This window comes from Aquamicrobium terrae (assembly GCF_040545735.1).
Taxonomy (GTDB): domain Bacteria; phylum Pseudomonadota; class Alphaproteobacteria; order Rhizobiales; family Rhizobiaceae; genus Mesorhizobium; species Mesorhizobium terrae_A.
This window is the reverse complement of record NZ_JBEPML010000003.1, coordinates 242,009-257,312: the sequence shown is the minus strand read 5'-3', so window position 1 is coordinate 257,312 and position 15,304 is coordinate 242,009. Positions and strand designations below refer to the sequence as shown.

Genomic DNA, 15,304 nt, shown 5'->3' with positions numbered 1-15,304 from the left:
TTTTCATCAGGTCGATTGTCAATGTCGGGTCGATTGGTCCACGACGCGACGGAATGGAAGCCGCATGCAGCCATCTTTCAGCCTGGAGGCGCTTGAGAAGGAGAATCTCGGCGAGACGGTCTATGGCCGGCTGGCCGAGGCGCTGATGAAAGGCCGCTTCGCCCCCGACGCGCGGCTGACCATCCGCGAACTGGCCCAATCGCTCGGCACCAGCGTCACCCCGGTGCGCGACGCCATCTTGCGGCTGATCCAGGACGAGGCGCTGGTGCAGAAATCGGCGCGCGAGGTGCGCGTGCCGGTGATGACGCCGGAGCGCTACCGCGAGATCCGCCTGATCCGCCTGAAGCTCGAAGGGCTGGCCGCGCGCGAGACGGCGCTGCGGGCCGGAGTAGACGACATCAGGCGGCTGGGGGACCTCGTCGCCCGCAACGAAAAGGCCATCGCCCGCAAGGACTGGGCCGAAGCGCTGGAGCTGAACCAGACCTTCCATTTCGCGCTGGCCGACATTGCCGGCCTGCCCCTGCTGCGCGGTATCCTGCACCGGCTGTGGCTGCAGATGGGGCCGCTGATCGCCGAGGCCTACGAGCCGGGCGGGCGGGTGATGATCGACCACCACCACGCGCTGCTCAGGGCGGTCGAGGCGCATGACGCCGACGCCGCCGAGCGGGCCATCGCCAGCGACATCGGCGATGCCGCCGACATCATCCTCGAACGCCTTGCGACCCGTCTCGACACAGCCGGGGCCCGACACTGATGGAGGAGGTCGACTGCATCGTCGCCGGCGCTGGCGTCGTCGGACTGGCCGTGGCGCGCGCGCTTGCCGGCCGTGGCCACGAAGTCCTCGTGCTGGAAGCGGCGGATGCCATCGGCACCGGCACCAGCTCGCGCAATTCCGAGGTCATCCATGCCGGGCTCTACTATCCGCCCGGATCGCTGAAGGCCGAGCTTTGCGTCGCCGGCCGCGCCATGCTCTACGGCTACTGCGCCGAGCGCGGCATCGCCCATCGCCGCTGCGGCAAGCTGATCGTGGCGACCGGCGCGGGGCAGGAACAGGCGCTGGCCGCCATCGCCGACAATGCCCGCGCCAGCGGCGCCGGCGAATTGCGGCAGCTCACCGCTGCCGAGGCCCGGGCGCTGGAGCCGGCGCTGTCCTGCACCGCCGCCCTGCTGTCGCCCCAGACCGGCATCGTCGACAGCCACGCGCTGATGCTGTCGCTGCTGGGCGACGCGGAGGCCGCAGGGGCGATGCTCGGCCTCAACACCGAAATCGTCTCGGGCCGGATCGAGGCGGACCGCATCGTGCTGACGACGCGGAACGCCCAGGGCGGCGACATATTCGAGATCGCCACGCGCCGTCTCGTCAACGCGGCGGGGCTCGGCGCGGTGGCGCTGGCGGGCGCGCTCGACGGTCTCGATCCGCGCTTCGTGCCGGCGCTGCGCTGCGCCAAGGGCAACTATTTCTCGGTGGCGGGCCGCGCGCCGTTCCGGCACCTCATCTATCCGGTGCCGGAACCCGGCGGGCTCGGCATCCATCTGACGCTGGACCTGAACGGCATCGCCCGCTTCGGGCCCGATGTCGAATGGGTCGACGGCCTCGACTATGCCGTCGATCCGGCCCGCGCGGAACGCTTCTACGGCGCCATCCGCACCTATTGGCCGGGCCTGCCGGACGACGCCCTGCAGCCGGCCTATAGCGGCATCCGCCCAAAACTTTCCGGCCCCGGCGAGGCCAATGCCGACTTCGTCATCCAGGGACCGGAGGCGCACGGCATTGCCGGCCTCGTCAACCTGTTCGGCATCGAAAGCCCCGGCCTCACCTCCTGCCTCGCCATCGCCGGGCGCGTGGCCGAGAGCCTCGAAACCAAAAAATAAGGCCGGGACGATCCCGGCCTTGGAGCGACGCCGATTCGGGCGGGCTTGCCTCTCATCCCCTACCGGCTGTCCGCAACGTCGACGCCCCCTCTCCCTGCTTGCGGGGAGAGGGTGAGGGTGAGGGGCCGTTGCCGGCAGAAGCCGAAAGGCTCACACGCCGGACTGGCTGACGAACTTGGTGACGAGGTAGGCCTCGAGGGCCTCGGTTCCGCCCTCGGAGCCGTAGCCGCTGTCCTTGACGCCGCCGAACGGCACTTCCGGCAGGGCCAACCCCAGATGGTTGAGGGTCAGCATGCCCGTCTCCAGTTCCTGTCCCAGCGCCGTCGCCGTCTTCGCCGACGAGGTGAAGGCGTAGGCGGCAAGCCCGTAGGGCAGCCGGTTCGACTCGGCCACCACCTCGTCGAAGCCCTTGAACGGGGCCACCAGCGCCACCGGCCCGAACGGCTCCTCGTTCATGATGCGCATGTCGCGGGTCACGCCCGACAGCACCGTCGGCTCGTAGAAGCTGCCCTTGTTGCCGATGCGCTTGCCGCCGGTTTCCAGCTTCGCGCCCTGGCTGACCGCCTCGGCAATCAGCGCATCGACCGCCTGCACCCGGCGCTCGTTGACCAGCGGTCCCATCTTCGTGCCCTCGGCCAGGCCGTCGCCCACCTTCACGTCGCGCAGCTTGCCGACGAATTTTTCAAGGAACGGCTGGTACACCTTTTCCTGGATCATGAAGCGGGTGGGCGACACGCACACCTGGCCCGCATTGCGCAGCTTCGAGGCCGCCAGCAGGTCGGCCGCCTTGTCGAGATCGGCATCGTCGAACACGATGGCCGGCGCATGGCCGCCAAGCTCCATCGTCGCCCGCTTCATGTGCTGCCCGGCCAGCGCCGCCAGATGCTTGCCGACCGGCACCGAGCCGGTGAACGACACCTTGCGGATCACCGGATGCGGCACCAGGTAGCCCGAAATGTCCGGCGGGTTGCCGTAGACGAGGTTGAGCACGCCGTCGGGCAGGCCGGCATCCTTGAAGATGTCGGCCAGCGCGGCCGGCGAGGCCGGCGTCTCTTCCGGCGGCTTGACGATGATCGAGCAGCCGGTGGCAAGGGCGGCGCCGATCTTGCGCACCGCCTGCGAGACCGGGAAGTTCCACGGCGTGAAGGCGGCGACCGGGCCGACCGGCTCCTTGACGACGAGCTGGTAGATGCCCTCGGCCCGCGCCGGCACGATGCGGCCATAGGTGCGGCGGCCTTCCTCGGCGAACCAGTCGATGATGTCGGCCGAGCCGTTGATCTCGGCCATCGCCTCAGCCAGCGGCTTGCCCTGCTCGGTGGTCAACAGCTCGGCGATGCGCGGCGCGCGCGCGCGCAGCAGCCGGGCCGCCTCGCGCAGAACCTTGCCGCGCTCGAAGGGCGAGACCTTGCGCCAGATCCTGAAGCCGCGCTCGGCCGCCGCCAGCGCCCGGTCGAGATCGGCCCGGGTGGCGCAGGCCACCGTGCCGATAACCTCGCCCGTCGCCGGGTTCTGGACGTCCAGCGTCCTGCCGTCCGAAGCCGCGCCCCAGGCGCCGTCGATGAAAAGTCCTACCTGCGGATACATGATGCCATCCCGTTACATGCGACCGGTGTCGTGGAGTTGCGAAATCGAATGCGCCGCCTATAGCGCTCCCGGCGGGGCCGGCGCTCGCGCCACACTGGTCTAAACGATTGGTCCTGCGGATGGGAGGGCCTCGCGCAGGTCATGTCGTCGCATGGCTTGCAAAGGGCAGCGCCGCCGGTGATGATAACCTCATCAATAGTTGAGGTTGTTGGATGTCCAGGAAACCGGCCCCGGTGCTCGCCGTGGGCGAGGTGGCGCGGCGCAGCGGCATCGCCGTCTCCACCGTGCATTTCTACGAGGCCAAGGGGCTGATCGAAGGCTGGCGCACGGAAGGCAACCAACGCCGCTACCATCGCGCGGTGCTGCGCCGCATCGCCATCATCCGCATCGCCCAGCGCGCCGGCATCCCGCTGGCCCGCATCCGCGAGGCGCTGACCGACCTGCCGCACGATCATGTGCCGAATGCGCGCGACTGGCAGCACTTCACCGATGCCTGGCGCGGCATGCTGGAGGACCGCATCACCCGCCTCATCCAGCTTCGCGACCAGATTGCGAGCTGCATCGGCTGCGGATGCCTGTCGCTGGAGGAATGCCCGCTGCGCAACCCGGACGATGCGCTGGGCGAAGAGGGCCCCGGCCCGCGGCGCCTGAAATTGCCCTGACAGCGGAGCCGGGCCCCTTGACCTCAACCATGCTTGAGGTCCTACAAGCCCTGTCGGCAATCAACAGGAGCCGACAATGGATTCGATCGATACGACTTGTGCGCCACCCGCCCCGGCGGGCTGGGGCGACCTCTTTTCGGGCGGCAACGCCATGCCGGTGCTGGTTCTGGCCGGCGGGGTGACGCTCTATTCCGTCAACATGTACATCGCCATCACCGTCATGCCCTCGGTGGTGCAGGAGATCGGCGGGCTCGACTTCTACGCCTGGACCATGACGCTGTTCGTCGTCGGCTCCATCCTGGGCGCGGCACTTGCGGCCAACCTGCTGCGCCAGTGGGGACCGCGCGGCGCCTATTTCATCGCGTCGGTGCTGTTCGCCGCCGGCACGCTGACCTGCGCCATGGCGCCAACCATGTCGGTCATGCTCATCGGCCGCACGCTTCAGGGCCTCGGCGGCGGCTTCCTCTATGCGTTGGCCTATGCGCTCACCCGCATCGTGCTGCCGGAGCGCGTCTGGGGCCGGGCCATCGGCCTGATCTCGGCCGTGTTCGGCATCGCCACGCTGGTGGGTCCGGCCATCGGCGGCATCTTTGCCGATCAGGGCTCGTGGCGGACCGCCTTCTGGTCGCTGCTTCCCTTCGCCCTCGCCTTCGCGCTGCTTGCCCTCTTCGCCTTCCCGCGCAAGAGCAGCGACAGGAACGAGCGCGCGCCGGTGCCGGTGCTACAGCTCATCCTGCTGACGCTGGCCGTGCTGGCGGTTTCGGCAGGCGGCCTGTCGAGCGAGACGCAATGGGCCGCGGCCGGCCTGATCGGCGCGCTGGTGCTGATCGTGCTGATCGCACGCACCGACGCGATCGCCAGTGCCCGCCTGCTGCCGCGCCGCTCCTTCCGCTTCTCCTCCGCGCTCGCGCCGCTCTATCTCAGCGTCGCGCTGCTGATGCTGTCGATGCAGCCGGAAATCTACGTGCCCTACATGCTCCAACAACTGCATGCCCAGACACCCCTGTGGGCCGGCTATCTGGCTGCCATGATGTCGATGGGCTGGACGCTGGGCTCGCTGCTGTCGTCGCGCCGCCAGTCCGATAGCAAGGTCATGCTGGGTATTGGCCCCGCGCTCACCTTCATCGGTCTGGTCATCCTCGCCATCTGCCTGCCGGTTCAGGGCGACGGCTCATGGATGTGGCTGGGTCCGATCTGCCTCGCGCTGATCCTCGTGGGACTTGGCATCGGCATTGCCTGGCCGAACCTCGTCACCGAAGTCTACCGCAGCGCGCCCGCCGACGAGCAGGATCTGGCGACCGGCGGGATGACCACGGTGCAGCTCTTCGCCATCGCCATGGGCACGGCCCTTGCCGGCATGATCTCCAACACCGCCGGCATCGGTACGCCGGGCGGCGTCGAGGGGGCCGCATCCGCCGCCTTCTGGGTCTGCGCCCTGTTCGCGCTCGCGCCGGCGATCGGCGTGCTCGTGGCGAGCCACATCCAGGGTCGCTCCTGACCCTGGAGCACGGTGCCGCCCGCCGAAGTCCGCGCCATTCCCCCTGGCGGCCGGCACTTCGGCCGGGGCAGGTGTCGCTCCCCTGCCATCTCCTGCCCATCCGGCGCCGTGCCACCCATCCCGCCCCATGTCCCCTCGGGGCGGGATGGGTTTTTCATTTCCGAAACCATGTCGCGAAAAGAAAACCAATATGTTGACATAAAGATATCTTTATGCGATTTCCAAAACTTCGCATCGGGAATAAAAAATGTCGCAGACTTCGCAAACGCTGGATGGCCTGTTCGGGCCGCTCGACCGCAAGGGGGACGGAGCGGAAATCCTCGCCGCGTTGCAGGCCGCGGCGCGCGAACGCATTCTTGTCCTCGACGGCGCCATGGGCACGCAGATCCAGGGCCTCGGCTTCGGGGAGGATCATTTCCGCGGCAACCGCTTCACCGGCTGCGCCTGCCACCAGCAGGGCAACAACGACCTGCTGATCCTCACCCAGCCCAAGGCCATCGAGGACATCCACTACGCCTACGCCAGGGCCGGCGCCGACATCGTCGAGACCAACACCTTCTCCTCCACTTCCATCGCCCAGGCCGACTACGGCATGGAGGACATGGTCTATGAGCTGAACCGCGACGGCGCCCGCCTTGCCCGCCGCGCCCTTTTGCGCGCCGAGCAGGAGGACGGCCGCCGCCGCTTCGTCGCCGGGGCGCTGGGACCGACCAACCGCACCGCCTCCCTGTCGCCCGACGTCAACAATCCCGGCTACCGCGCCGTCACCTTCGACGACCTGCGCATCGCCTATGGCGAGCAGTTGCGCGGCCTCATCGACGGCGGCGCCGACATCATCCTGATCGAAACCATCTTCGACACGCTGAACGCCAAGGCGGCCATCTTCGCCTGCGAGGAAATCTTCGCCGAGAAGGGCATCCACCTGCCGGTGATGATCTCCGGCACCATCACCGACCTTTCCGGCCGCACCCTGTCCGGCCAGACGCCGACCGCCTTCTGGCACTCCATCCGCCATGCGCGGCCGTTCACGGTCGGCTTGAACTGCGCGCTGGGCGCCGCCGCCATGCGCCCGCATCTGGCCGAGCTGTCGGGCGTTGCCGACACTTTCACCTGCGCCTACCCGAACGCCGGCCTGCCCAATGCCTTCGGCCAGTATGACGAATCGCCCGAGTTCATGGCCGAACAGGTCGAGGAGTTCGCCCGCGAGGGGCTGGTGAACGTGGTGGGCGGCTGCTGCGGCTCGACGCCGGAGCACATCGCGGCCATCGCCGAGGCCGTGGCGCGCCACAAGCCGCGCGCAGTGCCCAAGGTGAAGCCGCTGATGAAGCTGTCGGGGCTGGAGCCCTTCACGCTCACCAGGGACATTCCCTTCGTCAATGTCGGCGAGCGCACCAACGTCACCGGCTCGGCGAAATTCCGCAAGCTGATCACCGCCGGCGACTATGCCGCCGCCCTCGACGTCGCCCGCGACCAGGTCGCCAACGGCGCGCAGGTCATCGACGTCAACATGGACGAGGGCCTGATCGATTCGAAGAAGGCGATGGTGGAATATCTCAACCTGATCGCCGCAGAGCCCGACATCGCCCGCGTGCCGGTGATGATCGATTCCTCCAAATGGGAGGTGATCGAGGCCGGGCTGAAATGCGTGCAGGGCAAGCCCATCGTCAACTCGATCTCGATGAAGGAGGGCGAGGACGCCTTCCTGCATCAGGCGAGGCTGTGCCGCATGTATGGCGCGGCGGTGGTGGTCATGGCCTTCGACGAGGCCGGGCAGGCCGACACGAAGGAGCGCAAGGTCGAGATCTGTACCCGCGCCCACAAGCTGCTCACCGAAGTTGCCGGCTTCGCGCCGGAAGACATCATCTTCGACCCGAACGTGTTCGCCATCGCCACCGGCATCGAGGAGCACGACAATTACGGCGTCGACTTCATCGAGGCGACGCGGGAAATCACCGCGACGCTGCCGCGCGTCCATATTTCCGGCGGCGTCTCGAACCTCTCCTTCTCCTTCCGCGGCAACGAGCCGGTGCGCGAGGCGATGCACGCCGTGTTCCTCTACCACGCCATCCAGGCGGGAATGGACATGGGCATCGTCAATGCCGGCCAACTCGCCGTCTACGACACCATCGACGCGGAACTGCGCGAGGCCTGCGAGGACGTCGTGCTCAACCGCCAGCCGAAGGCCGGCGGCACCGCCACCGAGCGCATGCTGGAGATCGCCGAGCGCTTCAAGGGCGCGGCCGGCAAGGAAGCCAGGGAAAAGGACCTCGCCTGGCGCGACTGGCCGGTGGAGAAGCGGCTGGAGCACGCGCTGGTCAACGGCATCACCGAATTCGTCGAGGAGGACACGGAAGAGGCCCGGCAGAACGCCGAGCGCCCGCTGCATGTCATCGAGGGACCGCTGATGGCCGGCATGAACGTCGTCGGCGACCTTTTCGGCGCGGGCAAGATGTTCCTGCCGCAGGTGGTGAAGTCGGCCCGCGTGATGAAGCAGGCCGTCGCGGTGCTGCTGCCCTATATGGAGGCCGAAAAGCTTGCCAATGCCGAAAACGGGGGCGGCGGCGGCGAACGGCAGAGCGCCGGCAAGATCCTGATGGCGACGGTCAAGGGCGATGTCCACGACATCGGCAAGAACATCGTCGGCGTCGTGCTGGCCTGCAACAATTACGAGATCATCGACCTCGGCGTCATGGTGCCGGCGACGAAGATCCTGGAGACGGCACGCGCCGAGAAGGTGGACATCATCGGCCTGTCCGGCCTCATCACCCCCTCGCTCGACGAGATGGCCCATGTCGCGGCCGAGATGGAGCGCGAGGGCTTCGACATTCCTCTCCTGATCGGCGGCGCCACCACCAGCCGCGTCCACACGGCGGTGAAAATCCATCCGCGCTACGAACGCGGGCAGGCCGTCCATGTCAACGACGCCAGCCGCGCGGTCGGCGTGGTGGGAAGCCTGCTCTCGGCGGAGATGAAGCCGGGCTATGTCGAGACGTTGCGCGCCGAATACCGCAAGGTGGCCGAGGCGCATGAGCGTTCCGAGCGCGAGAAGCAGCGCCTGCCGCTGGCCAGGGCGCGCGCCAATCCCCACCGCATCGACTGGGCATCCTACGATCCGCCCAAGCCCGCCTTCACCGGCACCAAAGTGTTCCAGACCTGGGATCTGGCCGAGCTGGCCTCCTATATCGACTGGACGCCGTTCTTCCAGACATGGGAGCTGAAGGGCCGCTACCCGAAGATCTTCGAGGACGAGAAGCAGGGCGCGGTCGCGCGCCAGCTCTTCGACGACGCCCAGGCGATGCTGAAGAAGATCATCGACGAGAAGTGGTTCGCGCCGCGGGCCGTCATCGGCTTCTGGCCGGCCAATGCGGTGGGCGACGACATCCGCCTGTTCACCGATGAAGACCGCCGGCAAGACCTCGCCACCTTCTTCACCCTGCGTCAGCAGCTCACCAAGCGCGACGGCAAGCCCAATCTGGCCCTGTCCGATTTCGTCGCCCCGGTGGAGAGCGGCAAGCCGGACTGGCTGGGCGGCTTCGTGGTCACCGCCGGCATCGAGGAAGTGGCGATCGCCGAGCGCTTCGAGCGCGCCAATGACGACTATTCCTCGATCCTCGTCAAGGCACTGGCCGATCGCTTCGCCGAGGCCTTCGCCGAGTGCCTGCACGAGAGGGTGCGCAAGGAGTTCTGGGGCTATGCGGCGGATGAGGCCCTGTCGGGCGACGATCTCATCGCCGAGGCCTATGCGGGCATCCGCCCCGCCCCCGGCTATCCGGCGCAGCCCGACCACACCGAGAAGGTGACGCTGTTCAAGCTGCTGGACGCGGAAAACGGCGCCGGCGTGCGCCTGACCGAGGGCATGGCCATGTGGCCGGGCTCCTCCGTCTCCGGCCTCTACCTGTCGCATCCCGAAAGCTATTATTTCGGCGTCGCCAAGGTCGAGCGCGATCAGGTCGAGGACTATGCAAGGCGCAAGGACATGAGCGTCGCCGAAGTCGAGCGCTGGCTGGGACCGATCCTCAACTACATGCCCGCCCCCGTGGCGGAAGCGGCGGAGTAGGACGGGAAACCGGCCAGCCGACGGCGCGACAAGTCAAACCCGACTCGGCAGCGAGGCGTCAGGCCTCGTCGTCGGCCGGTTCGAGCAGGTCGATGAGCTCGCCGACGCGGGAGCCCGGCAGGGGCCGCCCGATCCCCATCAGCGCCTCGTCGCTGTTGAGCCAGGCCCAGGCTTCCCGCAACTCGTCCGCCGACGCGCCCGTCGTCATCAATTCGGCGACGAGTTCCTCATCGACGGGACCCAGAACCGACAGGATATCATCGCGTGTCATCGACATGTTCTGTCTCCCCGGTTTGATTGCCGGCCGGGGCACCTTGCGGCCGGGCGGATCGTCCGGCATTTGCAAGAATGCAGCCGACAGCACCACGCTGGAGCATGGCCTTACCGGCACATGGTATGTGCCGGGCCGGAAAACAACCCTGCCGCTCCATCGCCCAAGCCCGGCCGGAATTCCGTACATAACCTGCTTCACCCCGCACAATCTGGCCGCGACGGGTTGTCGAACGCCTCCGAACGCCTATTCTTTGCATCATGCATGACACGATTTCATCGTCACAGGCGCCCCGGGCCATCCGCGCGCTTCCCGAAGACATTTCCGGTCTTGCGGTTTTTCTCGACATCGACGGCACGCTCCTCGACATCGCCCCCACGCCCGAGGCGGTCATCGTGCCGCCCGGCCTGCCGCAGGCGCTGGAGCGCCTGTCCGCCCGGCTGGACGGCGCGCTGGCGCTGGTGACGGGCCGCTCGGTCGAGACCGTCGACCGCCTTCTGGAAACCGCCGGGATCGCCGTCTGCGGCCTGCACGGCGCCGAACAGCGTGACGCGGCCGGACGCATCACGCGCCCGGAAACGACAGAGGCGTTCGAACGCGCCAGGGCGTTGCTGCGCAACCGGCTGGCCCTGTTGCCCGGCACCCTCTTCGAGGACAAGGGCGCCGCCATCGCCGCCCATTACCGCCTCGCCCCGGACCGGGAAGGCGAGGTGCGCGCGCTGATGGCGGAACTAGCCCGCGAAGTCGGTGAAAGCTGGGTCCTGCAACAGGGCAAGCAGGTGGTCGAGCTGCGCCCCCGTGGCCGCGACAAGGGCGCCGCCCTGACGGCTTTCATGGCCGTGGAGCCGTTTCGGACGCGCCGTCCCCTGGCCATCGGCGACGACGTGACCGACGAGGCGATGTTCGCCGCCGCCAACGGTCTGGACGGCCTGTCCGTCCGGGTGGGCGACGACGGCAGGCCGAGCCTGGCCCGGGGCCGCGCCGCCTCGCCGGCCGCGGTGCGCGCCTGGATCGCGAGGGTGGCGGCATGAGCAACGGCACGACATCGCCCTCGCTCGATCTCGGCGTCATCGGCAACGCCTCCGCCGCCGCGCTGATCGACCGCGACGCATCCATCGTGTGGATGTGTGCGCCGCGCATGGACGGCGACCCGATCTTCTGCAGCCTGCTTGGCCAGGGCGTGGACGCAGGCGGGGAATGGTCTGTCACCATCAGGAACAAGGTGGCGAGCGAGCAGCGCTATCTGCGCAACACCGCCATCCTCGAGACCGTGCTCAGCGACCGCGACGGCAACCGGCTGCGCGTCACCGATTTCGCGCCCCGCTTCAAGGCCTCCGGCCGCATCTTCCGGCCGCAGACCATCGTGCGGCTGATCGAGCCGCTGGATGGCGCGCCGCGCGTCGAGATGCGCCTGCAACCGCGCTACGGCTACGGCGCCCATGCGCCCGAGACGACGCGCGGCACCAATCACATCCGCTTCCTGCTCGACGGGCAGGTGATGCGGCTGACCACCGACGCGCCGGTCGAGTTCGTCGAGCGCGGCACCCCTTTCCTCGTCGACCGCGCCTATGCCTTCATCCTCGGCCCGGACGAGCGGCTGACGCAGGCGCCCGTGCACGTGGCCCGCATGTTCCTGGAGGAGACGGAGAACTACTGGTGCGAATGGGTGCGCTACCTGTCGCTGCCGATCGACTTCCAGGACGTGGTGATCCGCTCCGCCATCACCCTCAAGCTGTGCTCGCACGAGGAAACCGGCGGCATCGTCGCGGCGCTGACCACCTCGATCCCCGAATATGGCGAGAGCGGCCGCACCTGGGACTACCGGTTCTGCTGGCTGCGCGACTCCTATTTCACCGTCAAGGCGCTCAACCTTCTCGGTGCCACCAAGACGATGGAGGACTATCTCGGCTACGTCTCCAACATCGCCGTGGATTCGCCCGACGGCTATCTCCAGCCCCTGTTCGGGCTTGGGCTGGAGCGCCGGCTCGACGAGGCGATCGTCGTCGCCCTGCCCGGCTATCGCGGCTACGGCCCGGTGCGCGCCGGCAACGCCGCCTATACGCAGGTGCAGAACGACGGCTACGGTTCGGTGATCCTGTCGATCATCCAGTGCTTTTTCGACGAGCGCCTGCCGGTGATGGGCGGCGAGGCGCTGTTTCGCCGGCTGGAGCCGCTGGGCGACCAGGCCTTCCGGCGCTGGGACCAGTCCGATGCCGGCATCTGGGAGTTCCGCACCCGCAACGGCGTCCACACCCATTCGGCGATGATGTGCTGGGCGGCCTGCGACCGGCTCGCCCGCATCGCCCTGAAACTCGGCCTCGACGAGCGGGCGGCGCACTGGCGCGAGCGGGCCGAGCACATTCGCGCCGCCATATTGGCGCGGGCCTGGAACGAGGACATGAACAGCTTCACCTCCGCCTTCGGCGGCGCGGACCTCGACGCCAGCCTGCTCCTGATGCCGGAGATCGGCTTCCTGCCCGCCAAGGACCCGCGCTTCCTGTCGACGCTCGCCGCCTGCGAGAAGCGCCTGCGCTTCGGCAATCATCTCTATCGCTACCGCGCCCCGGACGACTTCGGCGAGCCGGAAACGGCGTTCACCGCCTGCACCTTCTGGCTGATCGACGCGCTGACACGCGTCGGACGCAAGGACGACGCCCGCGCCATCTTCGCCGATGTGCTCCGGCACAGGAACCATCTCGGCCTGCTTTCCGAAGGATTGCATGTCGAGAGCGGCGAATTATGGGGCAATTTCCCGCAGACCTATTCGATGGTGGGGCTGATCAACGCGGCGATGCACCTGTCGCGCCGCTGGGAGGACGTGTTATGAGCCGCCTCATTGTCGTATCGAACCGCGTGCCGGACATCGCCAAGGGCCCGCCCGCCGGGGGCCTTGCCGTGGCGCTGAAGGCTGCGCTCGACAAGCACGGCGGCGTGTGGATGGGCTGGTCCGGCAAGTCGAGCGGCGCCAAGGAGCCAGGCCCCCTGCACTTCCACGAGCAGGGGCCCATCACCTTCGCCCTTTCCGACCTGTCGCGCCGCGACCTGTCCGAATATTACGCCGGCTTCGCCAACAGCGTGCTATGGCCGCTGTGCCATTACCGGCTCGACCTCACCGACTATGCCCGCAAGGACATGGCCGGCTATTTCCGGGTCAACCGCTTCTTCGCCGAGCGGCTCAGGCCGCTGATCCAGCCCGACGACCTGATCTGGATCCACGATTATCACCTGATCCCGATCGCTTCGGAGCTGCGCCGGCTGGGCATCGGGAACCGCATCGGCTTCTTCATGCACATCCCCTGGCCGCCGCCGGACGTCTTCCTCACCCTGCCCGTCCATGAGGCGATCATCGGCAGCCTCACCGCCTACGACGTGGTCGGCTTCCAGACCGCGCACGATGCGGAGAATTTCGCTTCCTGCCTGCAGCGCGAGGGCATCGGCGGCGATGCCGGCGACGGCTGGCTGGAAGCCTATGGGCGCCGCTTCCGGGCCGGCGCCTTCCCGATCGGCATCGCCACCCGGGAGTTCGCCGGTCTGGCCCGGCAGGCCGTCCGCACCGCGCCGGTGAAGCGCTTCGCCGACAGCCTCGAAGGCCGCGACCTAATCATCGGGGTCGACCGCCTCGACTATTCCAAGGGACTGACCCACCGCATCGACGCCTATGAGCGGTTCCTGACCGCGAATCCGGCCTGGCACGGCCGCACCACCATGCTGCAGGTGACGCCGAAGTCGCGCTCCGACGTGCCGGGCTATGCCGCCATGCAGCGCCAGGTGGCCGAGCATGCCGGGCGGGTCAACGGCGCGCTCGGCCGGCTCGACTGGGTGCCGATCCGCTATGTCAACCGCGCCATCGGCCAGAACGTGCTGGCCGGCCTTTACAGGCTGGCGCGCGTCGGCCTCGTCACCCCGCTCAGGGACGGCATGAACCTGGTGGCCAAGGAATTCGTCGCCGCGCAGGACCCGGAAGACCCCGGCGTGCTGGTGCTGTCGCGCTTCGCCGGCGCCGCGCGCGAGCTCGACGGCGCCATCCTCGTCAACCCATACGACATCGAGGCCGTCGGCAACGCCATTGCCCAGGCCCTGTCGATGCCCGTCGAGGCCCGCCGCGACCGCCTCGCCCCGATGATGAAGCGGTTGGAAGAGCACGACATCTCGCGCTGGTGCGCGGATTTTCTGGATGTGCTGCGCGGGTGATTGGGGTTGAGGAAGACGCAGAAGCCGCGAAGGCCGAAAGTATCGGAAGCGGCTCAAGCTAGGCAATCTTCCGCGAACGCACCTGCGGCAAAGGAGGCTGCAACGTCGTGAACATCAAAATCGAAACTTCGCGCCTTACTCTTCGGCCTTGGGGAGAAGAAGACGTCGAACAGCTCACGCTAGGCTTGAACGATCTCGAACTCTCAAAGTGGCTGGCTTTCGTTCCTCATCCCTATTCGACGTCAGACGCGAAAAACTGGATCGCGAGATGTCAGGCGAGTTCAAACGCCGGCGAGCGGCCGGTTGCATACGAATTTGCAGTTGATCTTAAACCTGCCCGAACGCTGATCGGAGGGGTCAGCCTCAACAAGATCGACTGGAAGGCCGGGACGGCCGGGGGAGGCATCTGGATAGCCGGCCATTATCAGAGCCACGGCTACGGCGGCGAAGCGTTTGAGGCCAAGATCCGATTCGCTTTTTGCAAACTTGGTCTGACGAAGTTGGTCAACGGTTACTTCGACGGCAACGAAAATTCCTGGATGATGCAGCAGAAATTGGGGTATCGACGTACAGGTGAGGTTTCCAGCCGTTGCATGGCCGACGGAAGGCAAACGGTCGAACACGTCACAACGTTGCTGCGCATCGATTGGAAGGGTAGCGATCCCTGAAGCCCAAGCAAACCGGGGCCCGTCTTGGTTAAACTCCCAGCCCTGCATGGACCTCACGCGCCCCAGCGACACCACGATTTCACGCCGCGTCGATTCCGCAAAGTGATGCCCCGCGTGTAACCAAGCCCTTACAGGTCGCTTCCGCGCCTTGCGATTTCAACAGCCGGAAAACACGAAAGCCGCGGAAAACCGCGGCTTTTCGATGTGGGAGAATTGGAGCGGGTGAAGCGATTCGAACGCTCGACCCCAACCTTGGCAACTCGTCCGAGCAGTTTCCGCTCCAGCAAGTATTAAACCGCAAAACTACGAAAAATCCCTATACCTCAATAACTTACGTTGACACTGCTTTCCGCGCCCATACGCTGGAAACGCCGTGGATTTCCGTTCTGCTGCTTCCCCCCTGCTTCCCCGGCCATGCTGCACCTGCGTGGGGAAGCAGATTTGGCTGGTCTCGCGCGCCTCCTCCGTAGCGATCGAATGAACAGAAGGAAGGTAGAATTC

At 67.2% G+C, this 15,304-nt stretch carries 11 protein-coding genes; 9 read left to right on the top strand and 2 right to left on the bottom strand.

Annotation, left to right across the window (positions count from 1 at the left end; translation table 11 throughout):
• Nucleotides 1–64 precede the first annotated feature (64 nt).
• Both ABID37_RS06480 and ABID37_RS06475 read left to right on the top strand, forming a co-directional pair.
• A complete protein-coding gene (locus ABID37_RS06480; protein WP_354193364.1) occupies nucleotides 65–754 on the top strand; it encodes a GntR family transcriptional regulator in 690 nt (229 codons plus the stop codon).
• Entirely contained in the window at nucleotides 754–1,872 is a 1,119-nt protein-coding gene (locus ABID37_RS06475; RefSeq protein WP_354193363.1) for an NAD(P)/FAD-dependent oxidoreductase, read from the top strand. The genes ABID37_RS06480 and ABID37_RS06475 overlap by 1 nt, the downstream gene beginning before the upstream one ends.
• Before the next feature lie 150 nt (nucleotides 1,873–2,022).
• Here the strand turns inward: ABID37_RS06475 and ABID37_RS06470 are convergent, their stop codons facing one another.
• Entirely contained in the window at nucleotides 2,023–3,456 is a 1,434-nt protein-coding gene (locus ABID37_RS06470) for an NAD-dependent succinate-semialdehyde dehydrogenase (protein WP_354193361.1), read from the bottom strand.
• Nucleotides 3,457–3,668: 212 nt separating this feature from the next.
• On the opposite strand from ABID37_RS06470, the gene soxR reads away from it, so the two are divergent.
• The 3 genes from soxR (at nucleotide 3,669) to metH (ending at nucleotide 9,673) form a co-directional block, all read left to right on the top strand.
• Nucleotides 3,669–4,118, top strand: coding sequence for a redox-sensitive transcriptional activator SoxR (gene soxR / locus ABID37_RS06465; RefSeq protein WP_354193359.1), 450 nt, complete (start codon nucleotides 3,669–3,671; stop codon nucleotides 4,116–4,118).
• 76 nt (nucleotides 4,119–4,194) lie between these two features.
• Nucleotides 4,195–5,616 carry an MFS transporter gene (locus tag ABID37_RS06460; RefSeq protein ID WP_354193358.1) on the top strand — a complete coding sequence of 474 codons (1,422 nt, stop codon included), beginning with the start codon at nucleotides 4,195–4,197 and terminating at the stop codon, nucleotides 5,614–5,616.
• A gap of 247 nt (nucleotides 5,617–5,863) precedes the next feature.
• Nucleotides 5,864–9,673, top strand: coding sequence for a methionine synthase (gene metH / locus ABID37_RS06455; RefSeq protein WP_354193356.1), 3,810 nt, complete (start codon nucleotides 5,864–5,866; stop codon nucleotides 9,671–9,673).
• A 58-nt stretch (nucleotides 9,674–9,731) separates the two neighbouring features.
• Here the strand turns inward: metH and ABID37_RS06450 are convergent, their stop codons facing one another.
• Nucleotides 9,732–9,950: a hypothetical protein gene (locus ABID37_RS06450; protein WP_354193354.1), complete on the bottom strand. Its 219-nt coding sequence runs from the start codon at nucleotides 9,948–9,950 to the stop codon at nucleotides 9,732–9,734.
• 254 nt (nucleotides 9,951–10,204) lie between these two features.
• Here ABID37_RS06450 and otsB point away from each other — a divergent pair, with 254 nt between their 5' ends.
• The 4 genes from otsB to ABID37_RS06430 all read left to right on the top strand — a co-directional run bounded on the left by otsB (nucleotide 10,205) and on the right by ABID37_RS06430 (nucleotide 14,803).
• Complete coding sequence (otsB, locus tag ABID37_RS06445; RefSeq protein WP_354193353.1) at nucleotides 10,205–10,975, top strand: trehalose-phosphatase; 771 nt, start codon at nucleotides 10,205–10,207, stop codon at nucleotides 10,973–10,975.
• The gene (locus ABID37_RS06440; protein WP_354193351.1) at nucleotides 10,972–12,771 is read left to right on the top strand and encodes a glycoside hydrolase family 15 protein; all 1,800 of its coding nucleotides are present in this window, start codon (nucleotides 10,972–10,974) and stop codon (nucleotides 12,769–12,771) included. Before otsB ends, ABID37_RS06440 begins: the two co-directional genes overlap by 4 nt.
• Nucleotides 12,768–14,135: an alpha,alpha-trehalose-phosphate synthase (UDP-forming) gene (otsA, locus tag ABID37_RS06435; RefSeq protein WP_354193350.1), complete on the top strand. Its 1,368-nt coding sequence runs from the start codon at nucleotides 12,768–12,770 to the stop codon at nucleotides 14,133–14,135. Before ABID37_RS06440 ends, otsA begins: the two co-directional genes overlap by 4 nt.
• A gap of 107 nt (nucleotides 14,136–14,242) precedes the next feature.
• On the top strand, nucleotides 14,243–14,803 hold the full coding sequence (locus ABID37_RS06430; RefSeq protein WP_354193348.1) for a GNAT family N-acetyltransferase: 561 nt from the start codon (nucleotides 14,243–14,245) through the stop codon (nucleotides 14,801–14,803).
• Nucleotides 14,804–15,304 lie beyond the last annotated feature (501 nt).

Coding starts and splice junctions, on each gene's coding strand:
- ABID37_RS06450 (WP_354193354.1), bottom strand. CDS start 9,950: ATGTCGATGACACGCGATGATATCCTGTCGGTTCTGGGTCCCGTCGAT.
- otsB (WP_354193353.1), top strand. CDS start 10,205: ATGCATGACACGATTTCATCGTCACAGGCGCCCCGGGCCATCCGCGCG.
- otsA (WP_354193350.1), top strand. CDS start 12,768: ATGAGCCGCCTCATTGTCGTATCGAACCGCGTGCCGGACATCGCCAAG.
- ABID37_RS06480 (WP_354193364.1), top strand. CDS start 65: ATGCAGCCATCTTTCAGCCTGGAGGCGCTTGAGAAGGAGAATCTCGGC.
- ABID37_RS06440 (WP_354193351.1), top strand. CDS start 10,972: ATGAGCAACGGCACGACATCGCCCTCGCTCGATCTCGGCGTCATCGGC.
- ABID37_RS06470 (WP_354193361.1), bottom strand. CDS start 3,456: ATGTATCCGCAGGTAGGACTTTTCATCGACGGCGCCTGGGGCGCGGCT.
- ABID37_RS06475 (WP_354193363.1), top strand. CDS start 754: ATGGAGGAGGTCGACTGCATCGTCGCCGGCGCTGGCGTCGTCGGACTG.
- metH (WP_354193356.1), top strand. CDS start 5,864: ATGTCGCAGACTTCGCAAACGCTGGATGGCCTGTTCGGGCCGCTCGAC.
- ABID37_RS06460 (WP_354193358.1), top strand. CDS start 4,195: ATGGATTCGATCGATACGACTTGTGCGCCACCCGCCCCGGCGGGCTGG.
- soxR (WP_354193359.1), top strand. CDS start 3,669: ATGTCCAGGAAACCGGCCCCGGTGCTCGCCGTGGGCGAGGTGGCGCGG.